Raw genomic sequence first — 16,667 nt, forward strand, 5'->3', positions numbered from 1 at the left:
CCGCAATCCAACTCCTCGCAAACGCGTGAACGCCCTTGCGGAGCAACGCGGCGGCACGAGCCCCGCGCCTTACACGCCTTAACAAGAGAACCGGACATGAGCCACATCCAGCACCTGATCAACGGTGAATTCGTCACCGACACCGGCCGCACCGCCAACGTCTTCAACCCGTCCACTGGCGAAGCCATCCACAAGGTGCCGCTCGCCAGCCGCGCCACCGTGCAGCAGGCCATCGACGCCGCCAAGGCCGCCTTTCCGGCCTGGCGCAACACCCCGGCGGCCAAGCGCGCCCAGGTGATGTTCCGCTTCAAGCAACTGCTGGAGCAGAACGAGGCGAAGATCGCCGAGCTGATCAGCCAGGAGCACGGCAAGACCCTCGAGGACGCCGCCGGCGAACTCAAGCGCGGCATCGAGAACGTCGAATACGCCAGCGCCGCCCCGGAAATCCTCAAGGGCGAGTACAGCCGCAACGCCGGCCCGAACATCGACGCCTGGAGCGACTTCCAGCCGCTCGGCGTGGTCGCCGGCATCACCCCGTTCAACTTCCCGGCGATGGTCCCGCTGTGGATGTACCCGCTGGCCATCGCCTGCGGCAACTGCTTCATCCTCAAGCCTTCCGAGCGCGATCCCAGCTCCACCCTGCTGATCGCCGAGCTGCTGCAGCGCGCCGGCCTGCCCAAGGGCGTGCTCAACGTCGTGCACGGCGACAAGGAAGCGGTGGACGCGCTGATCGAAGCGCCGGAGGTCAAGGCCATCAGCTTCGTCGGCTCCACGCCGATCGCCGAGTACATCTACAGCGAAGGCGCCAAGCGCGGCAAACGCGTACAGGCCCTCGGCGGCGCGAAGAACCATGCGGTGCTGATGCCCGACGCCGACCTCGACAACGCCGTCAGCGCGCTGATGGGCGCCGCCTACGGCTCCTGCGGCGAACGCTGCATGGCGATCTCCGTCGCCGTCTGCGTCGGCGACCAGATCGCCGATGCGCTGGTCGAGAAGATCGTCCCGCAGATCAAGGGCCTGAAGATCGGCGCCGGCACCAACTGCGGCCTGGACATGGGCCCGCTGGTTACCGCCGCCGCGCGTGACAAGGTGGTCGGCTACATCGACGACGGCGTCGCCGCCGGCGCCGAGCTGGTGGTGGACGGCCGCGGCTACCGCGTCGCCGGCAACGAGGACGGCTATTTCGTCGGCGGTACGCTGTTCGACCGCGTGACCCCGCAGATGCGCATCTACAAGGAAGAGATCTTCGGCCCGGTGCTGTGCATCGTCCGCGTCGACAGCCTGGAAGACGCCATGCAACTGATCAACGACCACGAATACGGCAACGGCACCTGCATCTTCACCCGCGACGGCGAAGCGGCGCGGCTGTTCTGCGACGAGATCGAAGTCGGCATGGTTGGCGTCAACGTACCGCTGCCGGTCCCGGTGGCCTACCACAGCTTCGGCGGCTGGAAGCGCTCGCTGTTCGGCGACCTCCACGCCTATGGCCCGGACGGCGTGCGCTTCTACACCCGGCGCAAATCCATCACCCAGCGCTGGCCACAACGCGCCAGCCACGAAGCCGCGCAATTCGCCTTCCCGAGCAACAACTCCTGAGTAGGCGGTGAATGAAAAAGGCCAGTCGGGAGACTGGCCTTTTCGTTTGCGTCGACGTTGTCATGGGTCGATCAGCGAGTGGACCGGGTCATCCATCGTCAGTGCTATTTGCTCTTCCGATTTCGCACATACAACGACTTTCCTCCCGTAGCTTCGTAGGATGGGTCGAGCGAAGCGACACCCGGGCGCGCGGCGATGGGTTTTGCTGCGCTCGGCCATCCTACGGGCCTGCTCCACGCATAGGATTAGCCATTTTCCAGGCAAGAGCGCGTGACGTGCGTGAGGCTGATGCTGATCAGGTTAAGAAAGGCCAGTCGAGAGACTGGCCTTTTCATCTGCGTGCGCTGTGGGGACGGCTCAGTCGACCCACTCCAGAACCATCTGCTCCAGTTCCTCGCGGGTGACCTGGCGGGCCTTGAGGATGCGTATCAGGTCTTCCTTGCTCAGCGGATAATCAGCGAGCAGCCCCTTCAGGTCATCGGTGTCCACGGCGAAAAGCTGCAGCGGTGGAGCAGACTCGTTAGGCGCGAGACGCTCCATCGACAGTCGTCCGTTGACCATCACCTGGAGCGCGTAAATTTCGGGGCCTTCTTCCAATGCGTACTGATGGTAGAGCACTGTTTCTGAGGGCAGCAGGTAGTACGGCTGGCCGAGTGGGGTAGAGATCAGCGCAGGCTCTTTCAGGCGAAAAGCGAGGGTTTTATCCATGACGGGGGCTCTCAGGTGAGTGATCGCGAGGGTGAGGGCTGCGGCGGATAATGCGGCGGCCAGATGAGTGATACCTGCTTTCATTGCCTGCTCCCGTAGGTGTCGATCCTTTCGGCTGGCAGGCGTTTGTTGGCCGCGAGCATCGCGTGCAGGTCTTCGGGCATGAACAGCTGTGCCGGCCAGCCGCTGACTCGTGCTGCGGCACGCTCCACCAGGCTCATTCCGCGGCCCTGATTGTGCCTGGCCGTTTCCTGCTCCAACTGCGGCAGCGCCAAGCGCGCGCCGGCCATGGATAGGGTCACGCAGTTGTTGCTCAGCGCATGATAATCGTCCTGCAGACGGTACTCGGCCATGTATTTGCCGGATGCCCGCAGAGGCTTACGCCCAGCCAGCAGTGCATCGAAGTGAAGGTTGATCGCCCGTGCCTTCGCCTCGGGTACCGGATAGTGGAAGCCGGCAGTAACGCGCTTGTAGCTGTTCTGGCTGGCGATGTAGCGAGAGAAGTCACTCCATACCCGCAGGCGACCTTCGCCGGTCGGGCCTTTCTCGCCCGCATATCTACCGAAATCGTAAACATGATCGGTGCCCTCGGTCGTCACCCGCAGTGCGACGTGACCGTAGGTGTGCTCCTTTCCCTGCGCGTCGGTATAGGGGCCGCCGATCAGCAGTTCCAGCGAGGCCGGCTTGACGACGATGGGCGTATGCGCGCCGGTTTTGACTGCCAGGCCGCTTCTGGCCTGGCCGTGGGTACTGTCCATGTTCGTGACGTCCTTGTCGGGTATGCGGGAGCGCTCAGACGCTGCGGGTGATGCCCAGGCGCGGGAACTGCAGCGTGCAGCCGCCGCGCCTCACGCCGTCCAGGCGCGCATGGCCGTTAGCATCCAGGGCGCCCTGGTGGGTGGCGCCGGCGCTGTCGGTCAGCACGTAGGCTTCGCCGGCGTAGGCGCTGCCGTGAATGTCGTGCAGGTCGAAGCTGACCCAGGTCGGCGTGTCGCGCATGTGATCGAGGAACGACACCGGCGCGAAGCTGGCGCCGCTGCCCACCAGCACGTTCCCCGAGCCGGAAACGATCGCGCCGCCGTGCGCGGTGGCGCTGCCGAGGTAGGCGATCGGTTTGCCGTTGACGTAGATGCCCGGCACGCCGGTGCTGATCGCGTCGCCGCAGCCGGTGGGGTCGCCGATCCGCGCGGCGGGCAGGTGGTTGATCAGTACATCGGGGGAGCCGGCGCTGATCGGGTTGGGCCCGTGTCCGGGCTTTGGGCAGGCGTCGGTATCGGAAACGCGTGCGGCGGGTTTTCCTGACATGGCGAGCTCCTTGTCTGTCGGTACGGCGTTTGCCGCGATCGCCCCGATCCCTGGGGCCTGGTCAAGTTGCCAGCTTTGCGTGCTCCGGGCCTGATCCACGTCAGGCCGCGGGAACACGCGCGGCGTGCGATGCGACGGGCTTCACGATTGCGCATGGGGGCAGGCGACGTCGCAGACACATGGCGCGCCGACGGCGAGGTTGCCCTGCGAGCGGCATTGCGGCACTTCTATTGCTTGTGTCCGTCACATCAGCACAACCTGGGTGCGCTTTACTCACGCACGCCCTTCGATGATCTAAGGACCAGATCCGATGTACCTGTCTTTTCGCGACCTTGTCGCCCGTCTGCCTCGTGCGCTGCCCGTGCGCGCGGGTTGGTTGCTGCTACCGCTGCTGCTGGCGCTGACGGGCGGCTGCGCCCGGCATCAGGACCACCAGGCGTTCGTCGGCAACAAGAGCCCGGTCAAGCCCAGCGAGTTCTTCCAGACCCATTCCGACCGCCTGGCCACGATCGCCATGCGCAACAACCTGAACAGCCTCTACCAGTTGCTCGACAAGCTCTACCGGCGTAACCCGCGGGAATGGCGCAAGACCGGCCTGCCGAGCATCGAGGCGGCGGAGAAGCGCGTGCAGATGGGCATCGAGAGGGACCAGCCGCTGGCTTCGCTCGGCGGGCGCAAGGACGTGGCGGCGCTCAGCTATGCGCTGAGCAACGAGTTCCAGGGCGACCGCGTCGGCGCTTTCATCTACGCCGTCGGCAGCATGCTGATCACCGCCCATGGCGGCAGTACCGAGTTCTACCTCACCGACTCGCTGAACGCGCAGTTCATCAACAACGCCGCGCGCAACATCGAGAAGGCCACCTGGATGCTGACCAGCCGGCGCGACCTGCAGGGCAATCCGTGGCTGCTCTCCAACGAGATTTCCGCCGATGCGCGCAACCTCAGCTTCGCCGTGGAGTTCGGCAAGATCGTCGCGCGACTGGACTTGCTCAGCGACGTGCTCGACGAGCGTTACCGGCGCATCGGCGTCAATTACGCCCAGGGCCTGCTGTTCCTCAACTTCCTGCCGGTGCAGTAGCGCCTGCCGCTTTTGCGGCCGGCAACTACGCTGATGTTGGCCCTGATTGCCTGCCCTCATCAAAAGCCGCGGCGGGCCGATACCCTCGACCAGAACGCGGCGTCCCCGTAGCGTTTGGCCCCCCGGAAGGCTGCCCAGCATGAACGCACTGCATACCATCAAGGCTCGCTACACCCTGACCTTCGTCGTCTTCATCGTTCTGCTGGTGATCGCCACGGTGCTCGGCATCCGCCGGTTCGTCACGCCGATGCTGGTGGATGCCGGCAAGCAGATCACCCTGGCGCAGGTCGGCGAGATCGGCTCGCGGATCAAGCTGGAGCTGGCCCAGGTCCAGGCCCAGTCGCGCAGCATCACGCAGACCATCCCGCTGCTCGACAGCGACACGATCGACCGCGTGCTGCCTGGGCTGGTCGACCAGTACGGCGACGCCAAGGTGTTCGGCGGCGGTATCTGGCCGCTGCCGGACAAGCGCACGCCGGGGCGCGCCAAGCACAGCACGTTCTACCACCGCGATGCCTCGGGAAAGCTGACGCTCAACGAGCACTGGAACTCCGCCGAATCGCTCAACTACTTCGAGCAGCCCTGGCATCGCGCCGGCATGCAGGCCCCGCGCGGTCATTGCGCGTGGGCCGCGGCCTACCAGGACGAAGCCAGCGCCGAACCGCGTACCAACTGCGCGATGACCCTCTACAAGGACGGCGAGCCCTACGGCGTGTCCACCATCGACCTGACGCTGGGCTTCTTCAACGCGCTGGTGGCGCAGAAGGAGAAGGACATCCACGGCGAGGTCATGGTGGTCGAGGCCGACGGCAAGATCCTCAGCAACCAGCCGGAGATCAGCGGCAACATCGTGCTGAAGAATGTCTCCGACCTGGCCGCGCAGTCGCCCTTCATCGCCACCGTTCAGGCGGCGCTGAAGGTGCCGAACCGTGCCGAGCGCTATGAAAGCGAGTACGAAAGCGCCGGCGGCGAAGACTTCATCTTCTTCCTTTCGCCCATCGAGGGCACGCCCTGGCTGCTGGCCGCGGCGTTGCCGACCAGCCACCTGACGGCCAAGAGCGACACCGTGCTGAAGACCCTCAGCTGGCTGCAGATTCCCATGGTGATCGTGCTGCTGCTGTTGATGCTGTTCGCCCTCGGCCAGTTGATGGGCCGCCTCGGCGTGCTCAAGGCGAACATCGACTCGCTCTCCGCCGGCGACGCCGACCTGACCCGACGCATCGCCCTCAAGGGCCACGACGAGGTCGACGACGTGGGCGTATCGGTCAACCGCTTCATCGAGTACCTGCAGCACATGATGGTCGACGTGAGCAAGGCGACGACCCAGATCGCCAGCGAGATCGATCACCTCAAGCAGCTGTCGCAGCAGACCAACCTGGCGCTGTCGCGGCACGCGTCGGAGACCGATCAGGCGGTGACGGCGATCACCGAAATGAGCTCCACCGCCGACTCGGTGGCGCAGAGCGCCACGGAAACCGCCAGTTTCACCCAGCGCGCCAACATGAACGCGCAGAGCACCCGCGAGGTGGTGGAAGACGCGGCGGGCAGCGTGCGGGCGCTGGTCGACGAAGTGGACGCCGCCACCGCCAAGGTGCAGGCGATGCAGGACGATGCGCAGCGCATCAACACCGTGCTCGGGGTGATCGGCGAAATCGCCGGGCAGACCAACCTGCTGGCCCTCAACGCGGCCATCGAGGCGGCCCGCGCCGGTGAGCAGGGTCGCGGTTTCGCCGTGGTCGCCGACGAGGTCCGCGCGCTGGCCGGGCGCACGCAGCAGAGCACCTCGGAGATCAACGACATGCTCACACGCCTGCAGCAGGGCGTCAGTTCCGCGGTCAGCGCCATGGAGAAGACCAAGTCCAGCTGCCAGGCGACGGCCGACAACACCGCGCGGGTTACCCAGGGTCTCGACGAGATGGTCACCTCGGTGGTGCACATCACCGACCTCAGCACGCAGATCGCCACCGCCGCCGAGGAGCAGAGCGCGGTGTCCGAGGAAATCAACAGGAACATGGTGGCGGTGCGCGAGCTGGTCGAGGAACTGGTCGGCAGCGGCGTCAGCGTCGACCGCAGCACCGAAGGGCTGATGAGTTCCAACCAGCGGCTGATCGCGCTGGTGCAGCGCTTCAGGGTGCACTGAGAAGCTGTCCGGGATCGGGCGCCTTCTCATTTCACAACGCGAAAACGCTGCCTCAACGGGTGTCTTCGCCTTGCCTGGCGTTCTCGCCGGATCGTGAACAGCTTCCGGTCGTCGAAATTTCGCCTTGCTGGATGCGGCTGGTCGGCGCGGTGTGCGTCTCGCGCGTTTCGCATCGACGCTTTCCTTGATGTGCGTCCGCCAGTGTCGCGGTGCCGCGCGGCATAGTCGGCGGCGGCGCGGGCTATCGGCTCGCGGTAAAGGACGACTCCCGATGCGTATTCAGTTTCTCCTGCTGATCGGCCTGCTGGCCTTCGGCGCGCACGCCGGCGACGAAGACGCGATGGCGCGCTTCAACTACCTGATGGGCGACGCCACGCTGCGCCAGAAGGCCTACGAGGCCGGCCAGGAGCGCATCGTCCTGTGCGGGCATTGCCACGGCAAGGACGGCAACAGCAAGCGCGACTACATCCCCAACCTGGCGGCGCAGAATCCGCTGTACCTGTTCCGTTCGTTCGAGAAGTTCGCCGACGGCGAACGCAACAACTACGTCATGTCGAGCCTGGCGAAGTCGCTGAGCCTGGAGGAGCGCGTCGACATCGCCATCTACTTCAGTCAGCAGAAGGTCGTGCCGTTGCCGGCGGTTGGCGACGCGGCGCAGCGCGCGCACGGCAAGGCGCTGTTCGACAGCGTCTGCCATGCCTGTCACGGCCCCCGTGGCGAAGGTCAGGAAAAGGCCCCGCGCCTGGCCGGGCAGTCGGCGGAGTACGTGCGCCTGGCGCTGACCCGCTACCACGACAAGGACCCGCGCCGGGCGTTGTCGGTGATGTACTCGGTGGCCGCCGGCCTCACGCCGGATGATATCGAAGGCGTCGCCGCCTACGTCCAGCAACTGACACCCTGAGTGATCGGCGAAAAAAAGCCCGGCATCGGCCGGGCTTTTTTGTGCGCGATCTGCATCAGACCTTGCGGACGAACTCCGACTTGAGCTTCATCGCGCCGATGCCGTCGATCTTGCAGTCGATGTCGTGGTCGCCGTCGACGAGGCGGATGCCCTTGACCTTGGTGCCGACCTTGACCACCAGCGAGGAGCCCTTGACCTTGAGGTCCTTGATCACGCTGACGGTGTCGCCGTCCTGCAGGACGTTGCCGACCGAGTCCTTGATCACCTTCGCGTCCTCGCCGGGCGCGGCTTCGGCGCTGGCCGACCATTCGTGGGCGCACTCCGGGCACACCAGCATGGCGCCGTCTTGATAGGTGTATTCGGAATTGCACTGGGGGCAGGCTGGCAGGGTGCTCACGAAGAGGCTCCTTGTTCGGATGGCGAAAGGCCGCGGATTGTATAGGGTTTTGTCGCCTTTGGCGTCGCGGCCGGGCTATCGCCCTTGGAGAAGTCAGTCCGCAGCGGCCTTCTTCCGACCGAGCTGGCGGCCGAGGGCGATGCCGGGCTTTTCAACCAGGCGGTGGAGTATCTCCGAACCGACCAGGGTCAGCAGCAGCGTGCCGCTCAGGGTAAGGGTGAAGGTCTGCCAGGAAGAAAGACCCATATGACTCTTCACCACCAGGCAGAGCACCAGGTTCACGATCACCCAGTGCAGGATGTAGACCGAATAGGAACGCAGCCCGGCCTGCGCGGCCACGCGACTGTCCAGTGCCCGGCGGAGCAGGAAGACGATCGGGTCGTTGCTGGCCAGGGCCTTGTCGCTTAGCAGCGCATAGCTCATCAGTACCAGCCAGCCGACCAGCGGCATCAACTGAGGTGCGCCCAGCGCCAGCAGAATCGCACCGACCACGAGCGGCGTGGGGTAGCTCTCCAGCGTGCCGACCCGCTCGATCGCCAGGCGTGTGCCTATGCCCACCAGAAAATAACCGATCGACCCGGGCAGGATGCTTGGCAGGGAGAACTCGCCGAACAGACCCTTGCGGTAGGCCAGGTAGCCGAACACGGCGGCACCGAGGACCACCGGCTGCCAGCGTCGATGGCGCAGGCCCTGGACCAGCAGCGGCGCCAGCAGGTAAAACTGCCACTCCAGCGACACGCTCCAGGCCGGCGTGAGAAAGAAGTACTCGGACTCGTCGAGCAGATTGTTGGGTATCACACCATGAAGCAGCAGGGCGTGCCAGAACACATGCCAGCCCAGATGCCCATGGGTGACTTCCGCGGCCTGCCGCAGGTAATGCTGGGCCAGCACGGCGTCCTGCCACTCCAGGGAGTCCATCGCCTCGAAGCCCAGCGGCAGAATCCATATTCCCGCCGCCAGCGCGACCAGGTAGGCCGGGTACAGGCGCAGCAGGCGCCGGCCGATGTACAGCGGATAAGGTTCGGCCTTGACCAGCAGCAGGTGGGTGATGACGAAGCCGCTGATGATGATGAACAGGCTGACCGCCCAGTCGCCGGCGGCGTTCAACGCGTTGAGCTGCGGCCATGCCTGACGCACGCCGGTCAGCGCGACCACGTGAGCCAGTACCACGAGCCAGGCCAGCCAGCCTCTGGCGCCTTCAATTCCACGAAATGTCTGCATCGCACTCCCCAATGTCCTTGCCGGGGAGGCGCTATCCATCAAGCTGGCACTTTGCCTCCCTAGGATGGGAAGAGAAGCGTCACGGGAAGTTTCATGGCGGGGACGAATGGTGTTTCGGTTGCTGACTAATGGCGCAGCTCCACAACTCCACGGCCGGCTGGCTTGCCCGCGGCGGGCCGATCCAATGGGCGAGGGGCCGGCAGGCCCCGGCCACGCACAGTTCGAAATCGCCAGCCTCCGGCGTGCGGCCCAGGCGCAGGGGCTGCAGCGCCGGCAGGTCGCGCCGGTAGTGCCAGCTGCCGTCACGGAGTACCGCACCGTCGGGAATCTCCATGCCCGCACCGCTTCCGCGAACCCGCGCCTCGCCGAGGTGAAGGCCCTCGGCGTCGAGGTGGTAGTCCTCCTCCCAGCGAATCTTCTCGATGGTGTGACGCCAGGCCAGGGTGAAGTCGGCTGTTGGCTCCTGCGCCCACAACGCCCCGGCCAGGCCGATGCACAGACCGATCAAGGAGCAACCGGCAGCGGCGTCCTGCGCGCACGCCAGAGGTGCTGGGCGACCAGGGCGATGCCGAGGGCGAAGCCGACGACGTCGCTGATCGGTGCTGCCAGCAGCAGCGCGACACCGGCTGCGAATGCCAGCAGTCGCTCCCAGCCGGGCAGCCGCACCTGCAGGAAGCCGACCACCGCGGCGCCCCAGAGGGCCACGGCGAACGAGCTTTTGACCAGCATGTACAGGGTGTCCAGCAGGCTGTCGCCCTGCATCATAAGGGCCGGGTCGTAGACCGCCATGAACGGTACGGCGAAGCCGGCGGCGGCAATGCGGATCGCCCACAGGCTGATCTTGAAGCCGCTCTCCTTGGCGATCGGCGCGGCGGCGAAGCAGGCCAGGGCCACCGGTGGGGTGAGGTCGGCCATCAAGCCGAAATAGAAGACGAACATGTGCGAGACGATCAGCGGCACGCCGAGGTCGAGCAGAGCCGGCGCGGCGATGGCACTGGTGATGATGTAGTTGGGGATGGTCGGGATACCCATGCCGAGGATCAGGCAGGTGATCATCGTCAGCACCAGCGAAAGGAACAGGTTGCTCTGCCCGATGGCCAGGATATAACCGGCGAAGGTGGTGGCGATGCCGGTCAGCGAGACCACGCCGATGATCACCCCGACCAACGTGCAGGCAATGCCCACGGCCACCGAGTGGCGGGCACCCTCGGCGAGCGCCCGCACGCAGGCGCGCAGGGTCTCGCGGCCACCCTTGACGAACCAGCAGGCCACCACCAGCAGGCCGATTACGCCGAACACCACGCCGATGCCGAGCTGGAAGAATCCGGCGCAGAGCACCCCAAGGACGATCCAGAAGATCAGGCGCAAAGCTGTTGAGGACACCCTCAGGATGATCGCGGAGCCGAGGATGACGATGGCGGTGAGTGCCAGGCCGATGGTGCCGGAAAACATCGGCGTGCGTCCGGAGAACAACAGGTAGATCAGGACCAGCAACGGAATCAGCAGGTACCAGCGTTCCTTCACTGCGGCCCAGGCGCTCGGACACTGGTCTTTGGGCAGACCCTTGAGGTTGGCACGGCGGGCTTCCAGGTGGACCATCCAGAACACCGCACCGAAGTACAGCAGCGCCGGTATCAGGGCGGCCTTGGCCACCTCGACGTAGGGCACGTTGATGGTCTCGGCCATGATGAAGGCCACCGCGCCCATCACCGGCGGCATCAACTGGCTGCCCATGCTGGCGGTCGCCTCTACCGCGCCGGCAAATGCCGGGCGATAGCCGAAGCGTTTCATCAGCGGGATGGTGAACTGCCCGGTGGTGACCACGTTGGCCACGCCCGAGCCGGTGATGGTGCCCATCAGCGCAGAGGAAACCACCGAGACCTTGGCCGGGCCACCGAGCTTGTGACCGAACAGGCCCATGGCGAAGTCGGTGAACAGCTTGATCATCCCGGCTTGCTCGAGGAAAGCGCCGAACAGGATGAACAGGAAAATGTAGGTCGCCGATACGTACACCGGCGTGCCGTAGAAGCCTTCGGTGCCGAAGGCCAACTGGTTGACGATCTGGTCGAAGCCGTAGCCACGATGCGCCAGGTCGCCGGGCAGGTATTCACCCAGCAGGCCGTAGGCAAGAAAGATGGCGCAAATCAGCGGCAGGGCGATGCCCATCACGCGGCGTGCCGCTTCGAATACCAGCACCGTGAGCAGGATGCCAATGGCCATGTCCGCATGGGTCAGATCGCCGGAGCGCTGGATCAGGTCGGCCTCGAAATACCATTGGTAGAACGCCGTCGCCATGCCGGCGAGGCCAAGCAGCCAGGCCAGCGGCTGCCAGGGGCGTGCATGACCGCGCAGCGGGTAGCTGAGGAAGACCATCAGCAGGAGAAAGCCGACGTGGGTGGCGCGCAATACCTGCGTGGATACCAGCGGAAAGGCGGCGGTAAGGACCTGGAAGGTGGAAAACAGCAGGGCGACGGCGAACAGCGTCTTGGGCCAATGCTCAGCGTCCGCTGCAAGGCCGTGCGAGGTCTCGCTCATGATTTCACTCCGAAACAGCTGGCGGGCGGCCCCGATCAGGGCCGCCCGCGATGGCGGGACAAGGGCAGTCTAGAACTGCAGTCCCTTCTCCTTGTAGTAGCGCTCGGCGCCCGGATGCAGCGGGATCGGCAGGTTCTTCGTGGCGTTCTCCAGGGAAATGTCCTTCGCCGCGGAGTGGGAAGTGGCCAGCCGGGGCAGGTTCTCGAACATCTGCTTGGTCATCTGGTACGCCAGTTCGTCGCTGACGCCCTTGTGCGTGACGAGGATGTTGACGATGGCTACGGTGGGAACGGCAGCATCCTGGCCGTCATAGGTGCTGGCCGGAATGGTGCTGGGAATGTAGGCGGCATTGCCGATCTTCTCCACCACCTCCGTGGGGATCGGCACGAAAGCGATCTTCATGGTCGAGGCGAGATCACGGATCGCCGCCATGCCCAGGCCGGAGGACTGCAGGGTGGCGTCGAGCTGGCGGTTCTTGATCAGCTCGACGGATTCGGCGAACGGAAGGTACTCGACCTTCCCCATGTCCCCGTAGGTCAGTCCCGCGGCCTTGAAGATCGCCCGCGCGTTCAGTTCGGTGCCGGATTTCGGCGCGCCTACCGAGATGCGCTTGCCCTTCAGGTCCGCCAGGGTCTTGATCCCGGAATCCGCGCTGGCAACGATCTGGATGTAGTTGGAGTACGTCCCGGCGATGGCGCGGAGGTTCTTCAAGGGTTTCTTGAAGCCGGCATCCTCGACGCCGTTCCAGGCGTCCGACACGGAGTCGCCGAGGGCGAAGGCCAGTTCGCCGCGTTTGGCTTCGAGCAGGGTGAGGTTCTCCACCGAGGCCTTGGTCGCCTGGACGGAGGTTTTCGCCCCGTCGATATGCTGGCTGTAGATCTGAGACAGGCCGACTCCGACGGGGTAGTAAACGCCGCTGGTGCCGCCGGTGAGGATGTTTATGAAGTCGGATGCGGCGAAAGCCGTGGTGCTGAGGGTCAGGGCGGTCGCGACAGCGAGCAGCCCTGCACGTTTGCGCAAGTACATGGTGCCTCCATGAAGTTCTTGTAATTGTTCGGCGTGATGAAACTAGCGCAACCGGACGCTCGCGTCGACCGCCAGGCTATGGGCCTAAAGTCGTAGAGCTGCCGGAGCTAGACGGCGCGCAGCCGAGCGGCGAGGTCTTCGCGACGGAAGTGCTCGACGACGAAGTCGACGAACGCGCGGGTCTTGGCCGGCAGGATGCGCTGCGCGGGGAAGTAGAGGCTCAGCGCTCCGCCGTCCACGTACCACTCCGGCAGCACGCGGCGCAGGCGGCCGTCGTTCAGGTACGCCGACGCGTGCGGCAGGCTGACCAGCGCCACCCCGTACCCCAGGCTGGCGGCCAGGCACGCGGCGCCGGGATCGCTCAGGGTCATGCGCGGCTTCAGCGTGACCGGCGCCTGCTGGTTGTCGCGGGTGCGCAGCGGCCAGGTGCGGATGCGCCCGGTCTGTGGCGAGCGGATCAGGATGCCGTCCAGCGCCGCCAGGTCCTGCGGATGCCGCGGCTCGGCGCCGTCGGCGAAGTAGTCCGGGGCGGCCACCAGCACGCGATGCGCCGGGGCGAGCTCGCGGGCAATCACGCCGGGCGGTAGCTCGAAACCGCCGCCGATGGCGGCGTCGAAGCCCTGGCCGATGAGGTCGACCTGGCGATTGTCGAAATGCCAGTCCGGTTCGATGGCCGGGTAGCGGGCGAGGAACTCGCCCAGCAGCGGCACCATGTAGTCGATGGCGAACGCCAGCCCCATGCTGACCTTCAGCGTGCCGGAGGGTTGCCCGGCGCTGTTGCCGAGGTTGGCCACCGCGCTCTTGATGCTGGCCAGGCCCTCGCGGACTTCGCCGAGGAAGCGCTCACCGTCCTCGGTCAGGCTCAGCCGCCGCGTGCTGCGCTGGAACAGCCGCACGCCCATGCTCGCCTCCAGCCGGGCGACGTTCTTGCCCACCGCTGCAGGCGTCAATCCAAGGCGCCGCGCCGCCTCGGCGAAGCTGCCGGCCTCCGCACTGCGGACGAAGCAATCGATGGCGTTGAGGGTTTCCATGGGCGTCTGCGTAAACCATTGGTTCATTCAGCGTATAGGGATTGCCGGCTAATCGGTATCGATTGAGCGGTAGATACTGGACCTCTCTTTCACCGAACACCCAGGAGACACCCATGAGCACATCCGGTAGCAACACCCTTGATGGCAAGATCGCCCTGGTCCAAGGCGGCTCGCGCGGCATCGGCGCCGCCATCGTCGAGCGCCTGGCCGCGGAAGGCGCGGCGGTCGCCTTCACCTACGTCAGCTCGGCGCAGAAAGCCGATGAACTGGCCGCGGCGATCCAGGCGAAAGGCGGCAAGGCCCTGGCGATTCGCGCCGACAGCGCCGACGAGCAGGCGGTGCGCGCGGCGGTCGCCGCCACCGTGAAGGCCTTCGGCGGGCTCGACATCCTGGTCAACAACGCCGGCGTGCTGGCGCTGGGTCAACTGGACGAGCTGAGCCTGGAGGACTTCGATCGCACCGTGGCGATCAACGTGCGCAGCGTCTTCGTCGCCACCCAGGAAGCCGCGCGGCACATGGGCGAGGGCGGCCGCATCATCAGTATCGGCAGCACCAACGCCGAGCGCATGCCGTTCACCGGCGGCGCCGTGTACGCCATGAGCAAGGCCGCGCTGGTCGGCCTGACCCGCGGCCTGGCGCGCGACCTCGGTCCGCGCGGCATCACCATCAACAATGTCCAGCCGGGCCCGGTGGACACCGACATGAACCCCGATGACGGCGACTTCGCGGACACCCTGAAAGGCCTTATGGCGCTGCCGCGCTATGGCCGCGCCGAGGAAATCGCCAGCTTCGTCGCCTACCTCGCCGGGCCCGAGGCCGGCTACATCACCGGTGCCAGCCTGACCATCGACGGCGGTTTCGCCGCCTGAGTCAGCCGCATCCGCCAACGTCAGTGTCGGCCGGCCGATCAGTCGGCCGTCGTCGAACAGCGCGCCGCGGCTGGCGCCGGCGTCGGAATCGGCGAGTATCGCGCCCAGCCAGTCCTGCAGCCCGGCGCCTGGCAGTCCGTCTGCGGCAGGTCCTGGTAGGGAATCGTCTTGCCCGTCTGGCGGGAGAGCGAGCCGCGCTGATCGGCGTCAGGGCGAGGTCGGCGGCTCGGGCCAGGTGAGGGTGCCGCTGTCGCTGAAGCGCTGGGTGCCGAACAGCCCGCTGGCGAACTTGCCCTTGAGCCGATAGGGCAGCCCCTGGCCGGGCTGGTAGAGGCCCAGGCCCCAGGTCTGGCGCATCACCGAGAACGCGGAGATCGTCACCGGCACGCTGACCAGCGCCTCGCCGAAGCGCGGGATTTCGCCGCGCCGGTCGCTGACGCCGCTGGCCAGCGGCTGGCCGTTCACTTCCAGGTCCAGCGCCACGCCGTCGTAGTCGAGGGCGTCGTCGTTGGGGTTCTGCACGCGCAATTGCACGGCGAAGCGCATTTCCAGGCCCTGGCCGGGCAGCGGCTCGATCCCGGCCAGGTCGATGCGCAGCGGGTCGCGCGGGGCCAGGCTGCTGCAGGCGGCGAGACTCGCCAACAGCAGCAGGAGGATGGGCAGGCGAACGGGGACGAGTGACGCGTGACGGTGGCGCATGCGGGCGGTCCGGTCCGGGGAACATGTTCAGCAGACCGGAACCGGGGCGGATTTGCTCATCCGGGCGGGCCCTGGCGGGACGTTTTCCGCCAGGGCGCGTCGCTCACAGCGCCGGTAGCGGCGCCGCGCGCAGGCGCTTGCGCTGCACCTGGGTGGCGACGATCACCAGGCCCACCAGTATCGCGCCGAGGAAGGCCGAGGCGCCGACGGTGCCGAAGTCCAGCCCGCCTTTTTCCAGCGGCTTGGTGAGGAAATCTCCCAGCGTGGCACCGAACGGCCGGGTCAGCACGAAGGCCACCCAGAACAGCAGGACGGTGGAAATCCGCGTGCGGTAGTGCAGCACCGCGATGCCGGCGATCAGGCTGCCGATCAGCAGCGCGCCGCCGCCGAAGCCGAGGCCCGAGTCGTCCGCCAGGTAGTCGCCCAGCGCAGTGCCCAGGGTGTTGGAGAAGAGGATCGCCACCCAGTAGAACATCTCGCCCTTGAAGCCGCGGATACGATCCACCGCCAGCGTGCTGCCGCTGAGTTTCCATACCGCGAAGATCACCGCGAGAATTCCGATCAGCAGCGCCGAGCCACTGGCATAGCCGAGCCCGAGGGTGCGGTCCATGAAGTCCGACATCGTGGTGCCGGCGGTGCTGGTGGAGAGAATCACCGCCCAATACAGCGGCGGGTTGTAGCGTTTGGAGGCGAGCTGAGCCACCAGGGTGACGAGGAACGCGCTGAGCAGGATCAGCGAACTCATGGCATAGCCGACATCGAGGGTCATCGACAGCAGGTCGCCAGCGGTTTCACCGAGCGTGGTGGCGCAGATCTTCATGATCCAGAAGGCGAGCGTAATCTGCGGAAGTTTGTTCATGGGGCGAATTCCGAAAGCGACAGGGGCGGCGGGGCCGGCAATTGCGGTCGGCTGCCAGGCAGGCTGTCGACGCCCTTCCAGAGTGCCGTTCGGAACATCAAGAATTGGTCAAGAAATCATCAACGGAATATGTGTTACAGATTTTTTCTGCGGCATTGATAGCTAATTGAAAGGCTTCTGCGTTTACCATGCGCGCCCCGCATGGCTGCGCTGCAGTCGTGCCGGGCGACACGCCGTCACGAGCGTCGCGTTGTTCTCCCACTGACGTCATTTCCCTTGCGAAGCGACAGCGGTACCGCCAC

15 protein-coding genes and 2 pseudogenes are annotated in these 16,667 nt (G+C 65.9%); 6 read left to right on the forward strand and 11 right to left on the reverse strand.

Going from position 1 to position 16,667, the window contains the following annotated elements:
* Positions 1 to 96 precede the first annotated feature (96 nt).
* Positions 97 to 1,596 carry a CoA-acylating methylmalonate-semialdehyde dehydrogenase gene (locus B2X67_RS17050; protein WP_282340830.1) on the forward strand — a complete coding sequence of 500 codons (1,500 nt, stop codon included), beginning with the start codon at positions 97 to 99 and terminating at the stop codon, positions 1,594 to 1,596.
* 357 nt (positions 1,597 to 1,953) lie between these two features.
* On the opposite strand, the gene B2X67_RS17055 is transcribed toward B2X67_RS17050, so the two are convergent.
* From B2X67_RS17055 to B2X67_RS17065, 3 genes are read right to left on the reverse strand one after another with little or no spacing between them, the layout of a single operon-like run.
* Positions 1,954 to 2,388 (reverse strand): hypothetical protein, encoded by a 435-nt coding sequence (locus B2X67_RS17055; RefSeq protein WP_286786223.1) that lies wholly within the window; start codon positions 2,386 to 2,388, stop codon positions 1,954 to 1,956.
* A complete protein-coding gene (locus B2X67_RS17060) occupies positions 2,385 to 3,062 on the reverse strand; it encodes a hypothetical protein (protein WP_286786224.1) in 678 nt (225 codons plus the stop codon). Before B2X67_RS17060 ends, B2X67_RS17055 begins: the two co-directional genes overlap by 4 nt.
* A 34-nt stretch (positions 3,063 to 3,096) precedes the next feature.
* Positions 3,097 to 3,609 carry a PAAR domain-containing protein gene (locus tag B2X67_RS17065; RefSeq protein ID WP_286786225.1) on the reverse strand — a complete coding sequence of 171 codons (513 nt, stop codon included), beginning with the start codon at positions 3,607 to 3,609 and terminating at the stop codon, positions 3,097 to 3,099.
* A 310-nt stretch (positions 3,610 to 3,919) separates the two neighbouring features.
* On the opposite strand from B2X67_RS17065, the gene B2X67_RS17070 reads away from it, so the two are divergent.
* The 4 genes and pseudogenes from B2X67_RS17070 (at position 3,920) to B2X67_RS17080 (ending at position 7,728) form a co-directional block, all read left to right on the forward strand.
* The gene (locus tag B2X67_RS17070) at positions 3,920 to 4,687 is read left to right on the forward strand and encodes a hypothetical protein (protein WP_286786226.1); all 768 of its coding nucleotides are present in this window, start codon (positions 3,920 to 3,922) and stop codon (positions 4,685 to 4,687) included.
* Positions 4,688 to 4,934: 247 nt separating this feature from the next.
* Positions 4,935 to 5,966, forward strand: a pseudogene (locus tag B2X67_RS20910) (HAMP domain-containing protein); the annotation flags it as partial.
* A gap of 312 nt (positions 5,967 to 6,278) precedes the next feature.
* Positions 6,279 to 6,827: pseudogene (locus B2X67_RS20915) on the forward strand (methyl-accepting chemotaxis protein); the annotation flags it as partial.
* A gap of 271 nt (positions 6,828 to 7,098) precedes the next feature.
* A complete protein-coding gene (locus B2X67_RS17080) occupies positions 7,099 to 7,728 on the forward strand; it encodes a c-type cytochrome (protein WP_286786228.1) in 630 nt (209 codons plus the stop codon).
* Positions 7,729 to 7,783: 55 nt separating this feature from the next.
* On the opposite strand, the gene B2X67_RS17085 is transcribed toward B2X67_RS17080, so the two are convergent.
* The 6 genes from B2X67_RS17085 to B2X67_RS17110 all read right to left on the reverse strand — a co-directional run bounded on the left by B2X67_RS17085 (position 7,784) and on the right by B2X67_RS17110 (position 13,938).
* Positions 7,784 to 8,125, reverse strand: a complete 342-nt coding sequence (locus B2X67_RS17085; RefSeq protein ID WP_282340844.1) for a zinc ribbon domain-containing protein YjdM — start codon at positions 8,123 to 8,125, stop codon at positions 7,784 to 7,786.
* Positions 8,126 to 8,218: 93 nt separating this feature from the next.
* Positions 8,219 to 9,346, reverse strand: a complete 1,128-nt coding sequence (locus tag B2X67_RS17090; RefSeq protein WP_286786229.1) for an acyltransferase family protein — start codon at positions 9,344 to 9,346, stop codon at positions 8,219 to 8,221.
* Between the two features lie 91 nt (positions 9,347 to 9,437).
* Positions 9,438 to 9,854 carry a DUF1850 domain-containing protein gene (locus tag B2X67_RS17095; protein ID WP_286786230.1) on the reverse strand — a complete coding sequence of 139 codons (417 nt, stop codon included), beginning with the start codon at positions 9,852 to 9,854 and terminating at the stop codon, positions 9,438 to 9,440.
* Positions 9,851 to 11,881 carry a TRAP transporter permease gene (locus tag B2X67_RS17100; protein WP_286786231.1) on the reverse strand — a complete coding sequence of 677 codons (2,031 nt, stop codon included), beginning with the start codon at positions 11,879 to 11,881 and terminating at the stop codon, positions 9,851 to 9,853. The genes B2X67_RS17095 and B2X67_RS17100 overlap by 4 nt, the downstream gene beginning before the upstream one ends.
* Positions 11,882 to 11,950: 69 nt before the next feature.
* Positions 11,951 to 12,907: a TAXI family TRAP transporter solute-binding subunit gene (locus tag B2X67_RS17105; protein WP_286786232.1), complete on the reverse strand. Its 957-nt coding sequence runs from the start codon at positions 12,905 to 12,907 to the stop codon at positions 11,951 to 11,953.
* Positions 12,908 to 13,014: 107 nt separating this feature from the next.
* Positions 13,015 to 13,938 carry a LysR family transcriptional regulator gene (locus tag B2X67_RS17110; protein WP_286786233.1) on the reverse strand — a complete coding sequence of 308 codons (924 nt, stop codon included), beginning with the start codon at positions 13,936 to 13,938 and terminating at the stop codon, positions 13,015 to 13,017.
* A gap of 113 nt (positions 13,939 to 14,051) precedes the next feature.
* Between B2X67_RS17110 and B2X67_RS17115 the strand changes: the two genes are divergently transcribed.
* On the forward strand, positions 14,052 to 14,807 hold the full coding sequence (locus B2X67_RS17115) for a 3-oxoacyl-ACP reductase family protein (RefSeq protein ID WP_286786234.1): 756 nt from the start codon (positions 14,052 to 14,054) through the stop codon (positions 14,805 to 14,807).
* Positions 14,808 to 15,014: 207 nt separating this feature from the next.
* Here the strand turns inward: B2X67_RS17115 and B2X67_RS17120 are convergent, their stop codons facing one another.
* Both B2X67_RS17120 and B2X67_RS17125 read right to left on the reverse strand, forming a co-directional pair.
* Entirely contained in the window at positions 15,015 to 15,506 is a 492-nt protein-coding gene (locus tag B2X67_RS17120; protein WP_286786235.1) for an LEA type 2 family protein, read from the reverse strand.
* Between the two features lie 103 nt (positions 15,507 to 15,609).
* Positions 15,610 to 16,365 (reverse strand): hypothetical protein, encoded by a 756-nt coding sequence (locus tag B2X67_RS17125; protein ID WP_273230452.1) that lies wholly within the window; start codon positions 16,363 to 16,365, stop codon positions 15,610 to 15,612.
* Positions 16,366 to 16,667 lie beyond the last annotated feature (302 nt).

Origin of the sequence: Pseudomonas sp. UBA3153 (assembly GCF_002364635.1) — a bacterium.
In the GTDB taxonomy this organism is placed as follows: domain Bacteria; phylum Pseudomonadota; class Gammaproteobacteria; order Pseudomonadales; family Pseudomonadaceae; genus Pseudomonas_O; species Pseudomonas_O kuykendallii.

What these genes read in the sequence shown, in the direction of transcription:
- B2X67_RS17070 (WP_286786226.1), top strand. Translation starts at nt 3,920, where the DNA reads ATGTACCTGTCTTTTCGCGACCTTGTCGCCCGTCTGCCTCGTGCGCTG.
- B2X67_RS17090 (WP_286786229.1), bottom strand. Translation starts at nt 9,346, where the DNA reads ATGCAGACATTTCGTGGAATTGAAGGCGCCAGAGGCTGGCTGGCCTGG.
- B2X67_RS17115 (WP_286786234.1), top strand. Translation starts at nt 14,052, where the DNA reads ATGAGCACATCCGGTAGCAACACCCTTGATGGCAAGATCGCCCTGGTC.
- B2X67_RS17100 (WP_286786231.1), bottom strand. Translation starts at nt 11,881, where the DNA reads ATGAGCGAGACCTCGCACGGCCTTGCAGCGGACGCTGAGCATTGGCCC.
- B2X67_RS17080 (WP_286786228.1), top strand. Translation starts at nt 7,099, where the DNA reads ATGCGTATTCAGTTTCTCCTGCTGATCGGCCTGCTGGCCTTCGGCGCG.
- B2X67_RS17060 (WP_286786224.1), bottom strand. Translation starts at nt 3,062, where the DNA reads ATGGACAGTACCCACGGCCAGGCCAGAAGCGGCCTGGCAGTCAAAACC.
- B2X67_RS17125 (WP_273230452.1), bottom strand. Translation starts at nt 16,365, where the DNA reads ATGAACAAACTTCCGCAGATTACGCTCGCCTTCTGGATCATGAAGATC.
- B2X67_RS17120 (WP_286786235.1), bottom strand. Translation starts at nt 15,506, where the DNA reads ATGCGCCACCGTCACGCGTCACTCGTCCCCGTTCGCCTGCCCATCCTC.
- B2X67_RS17110 (WP_286786233.1), bottom strand. Translation starts at nt 13,938, where the DNA reads ATGGAAACCCTCAACGCCATCGATTGCTTCGTCCGCAGTGCGGAGGCC.
- B2X67_RS17065 (WP_286786225.1), bottom strand. Translation starts at nt 3,609, where the DNA reads ATGTCAGGAAAACCCGCCGCACGCGTTTCCGATACCGACGCCTGCCCA.
- B2X67_RS17055 (WP_286786223.1), bottom strand. Translation starts at nt 2,388, where the DNA reads ATGAAAGCAGGTATCACTCATCTGGCCGCCGCATTATCCGCCGCAGCC.
- B2X67_RS17105 (WP_286786232.1), bottom strand. Translation starts at nt 12,907, where the DNA reads ATGTACTTGCGCAAACGTGCAGGGCTGCTCGCTGTCGCGACCGCCCTG.
- B2X67_RS17050 (WP_282340830.1), top strand. Translation starts at nt 97, where the DNA reads ATGAGCCACATCCAGCACCTGATCAACGGTGAATTCGTCACCGACACC.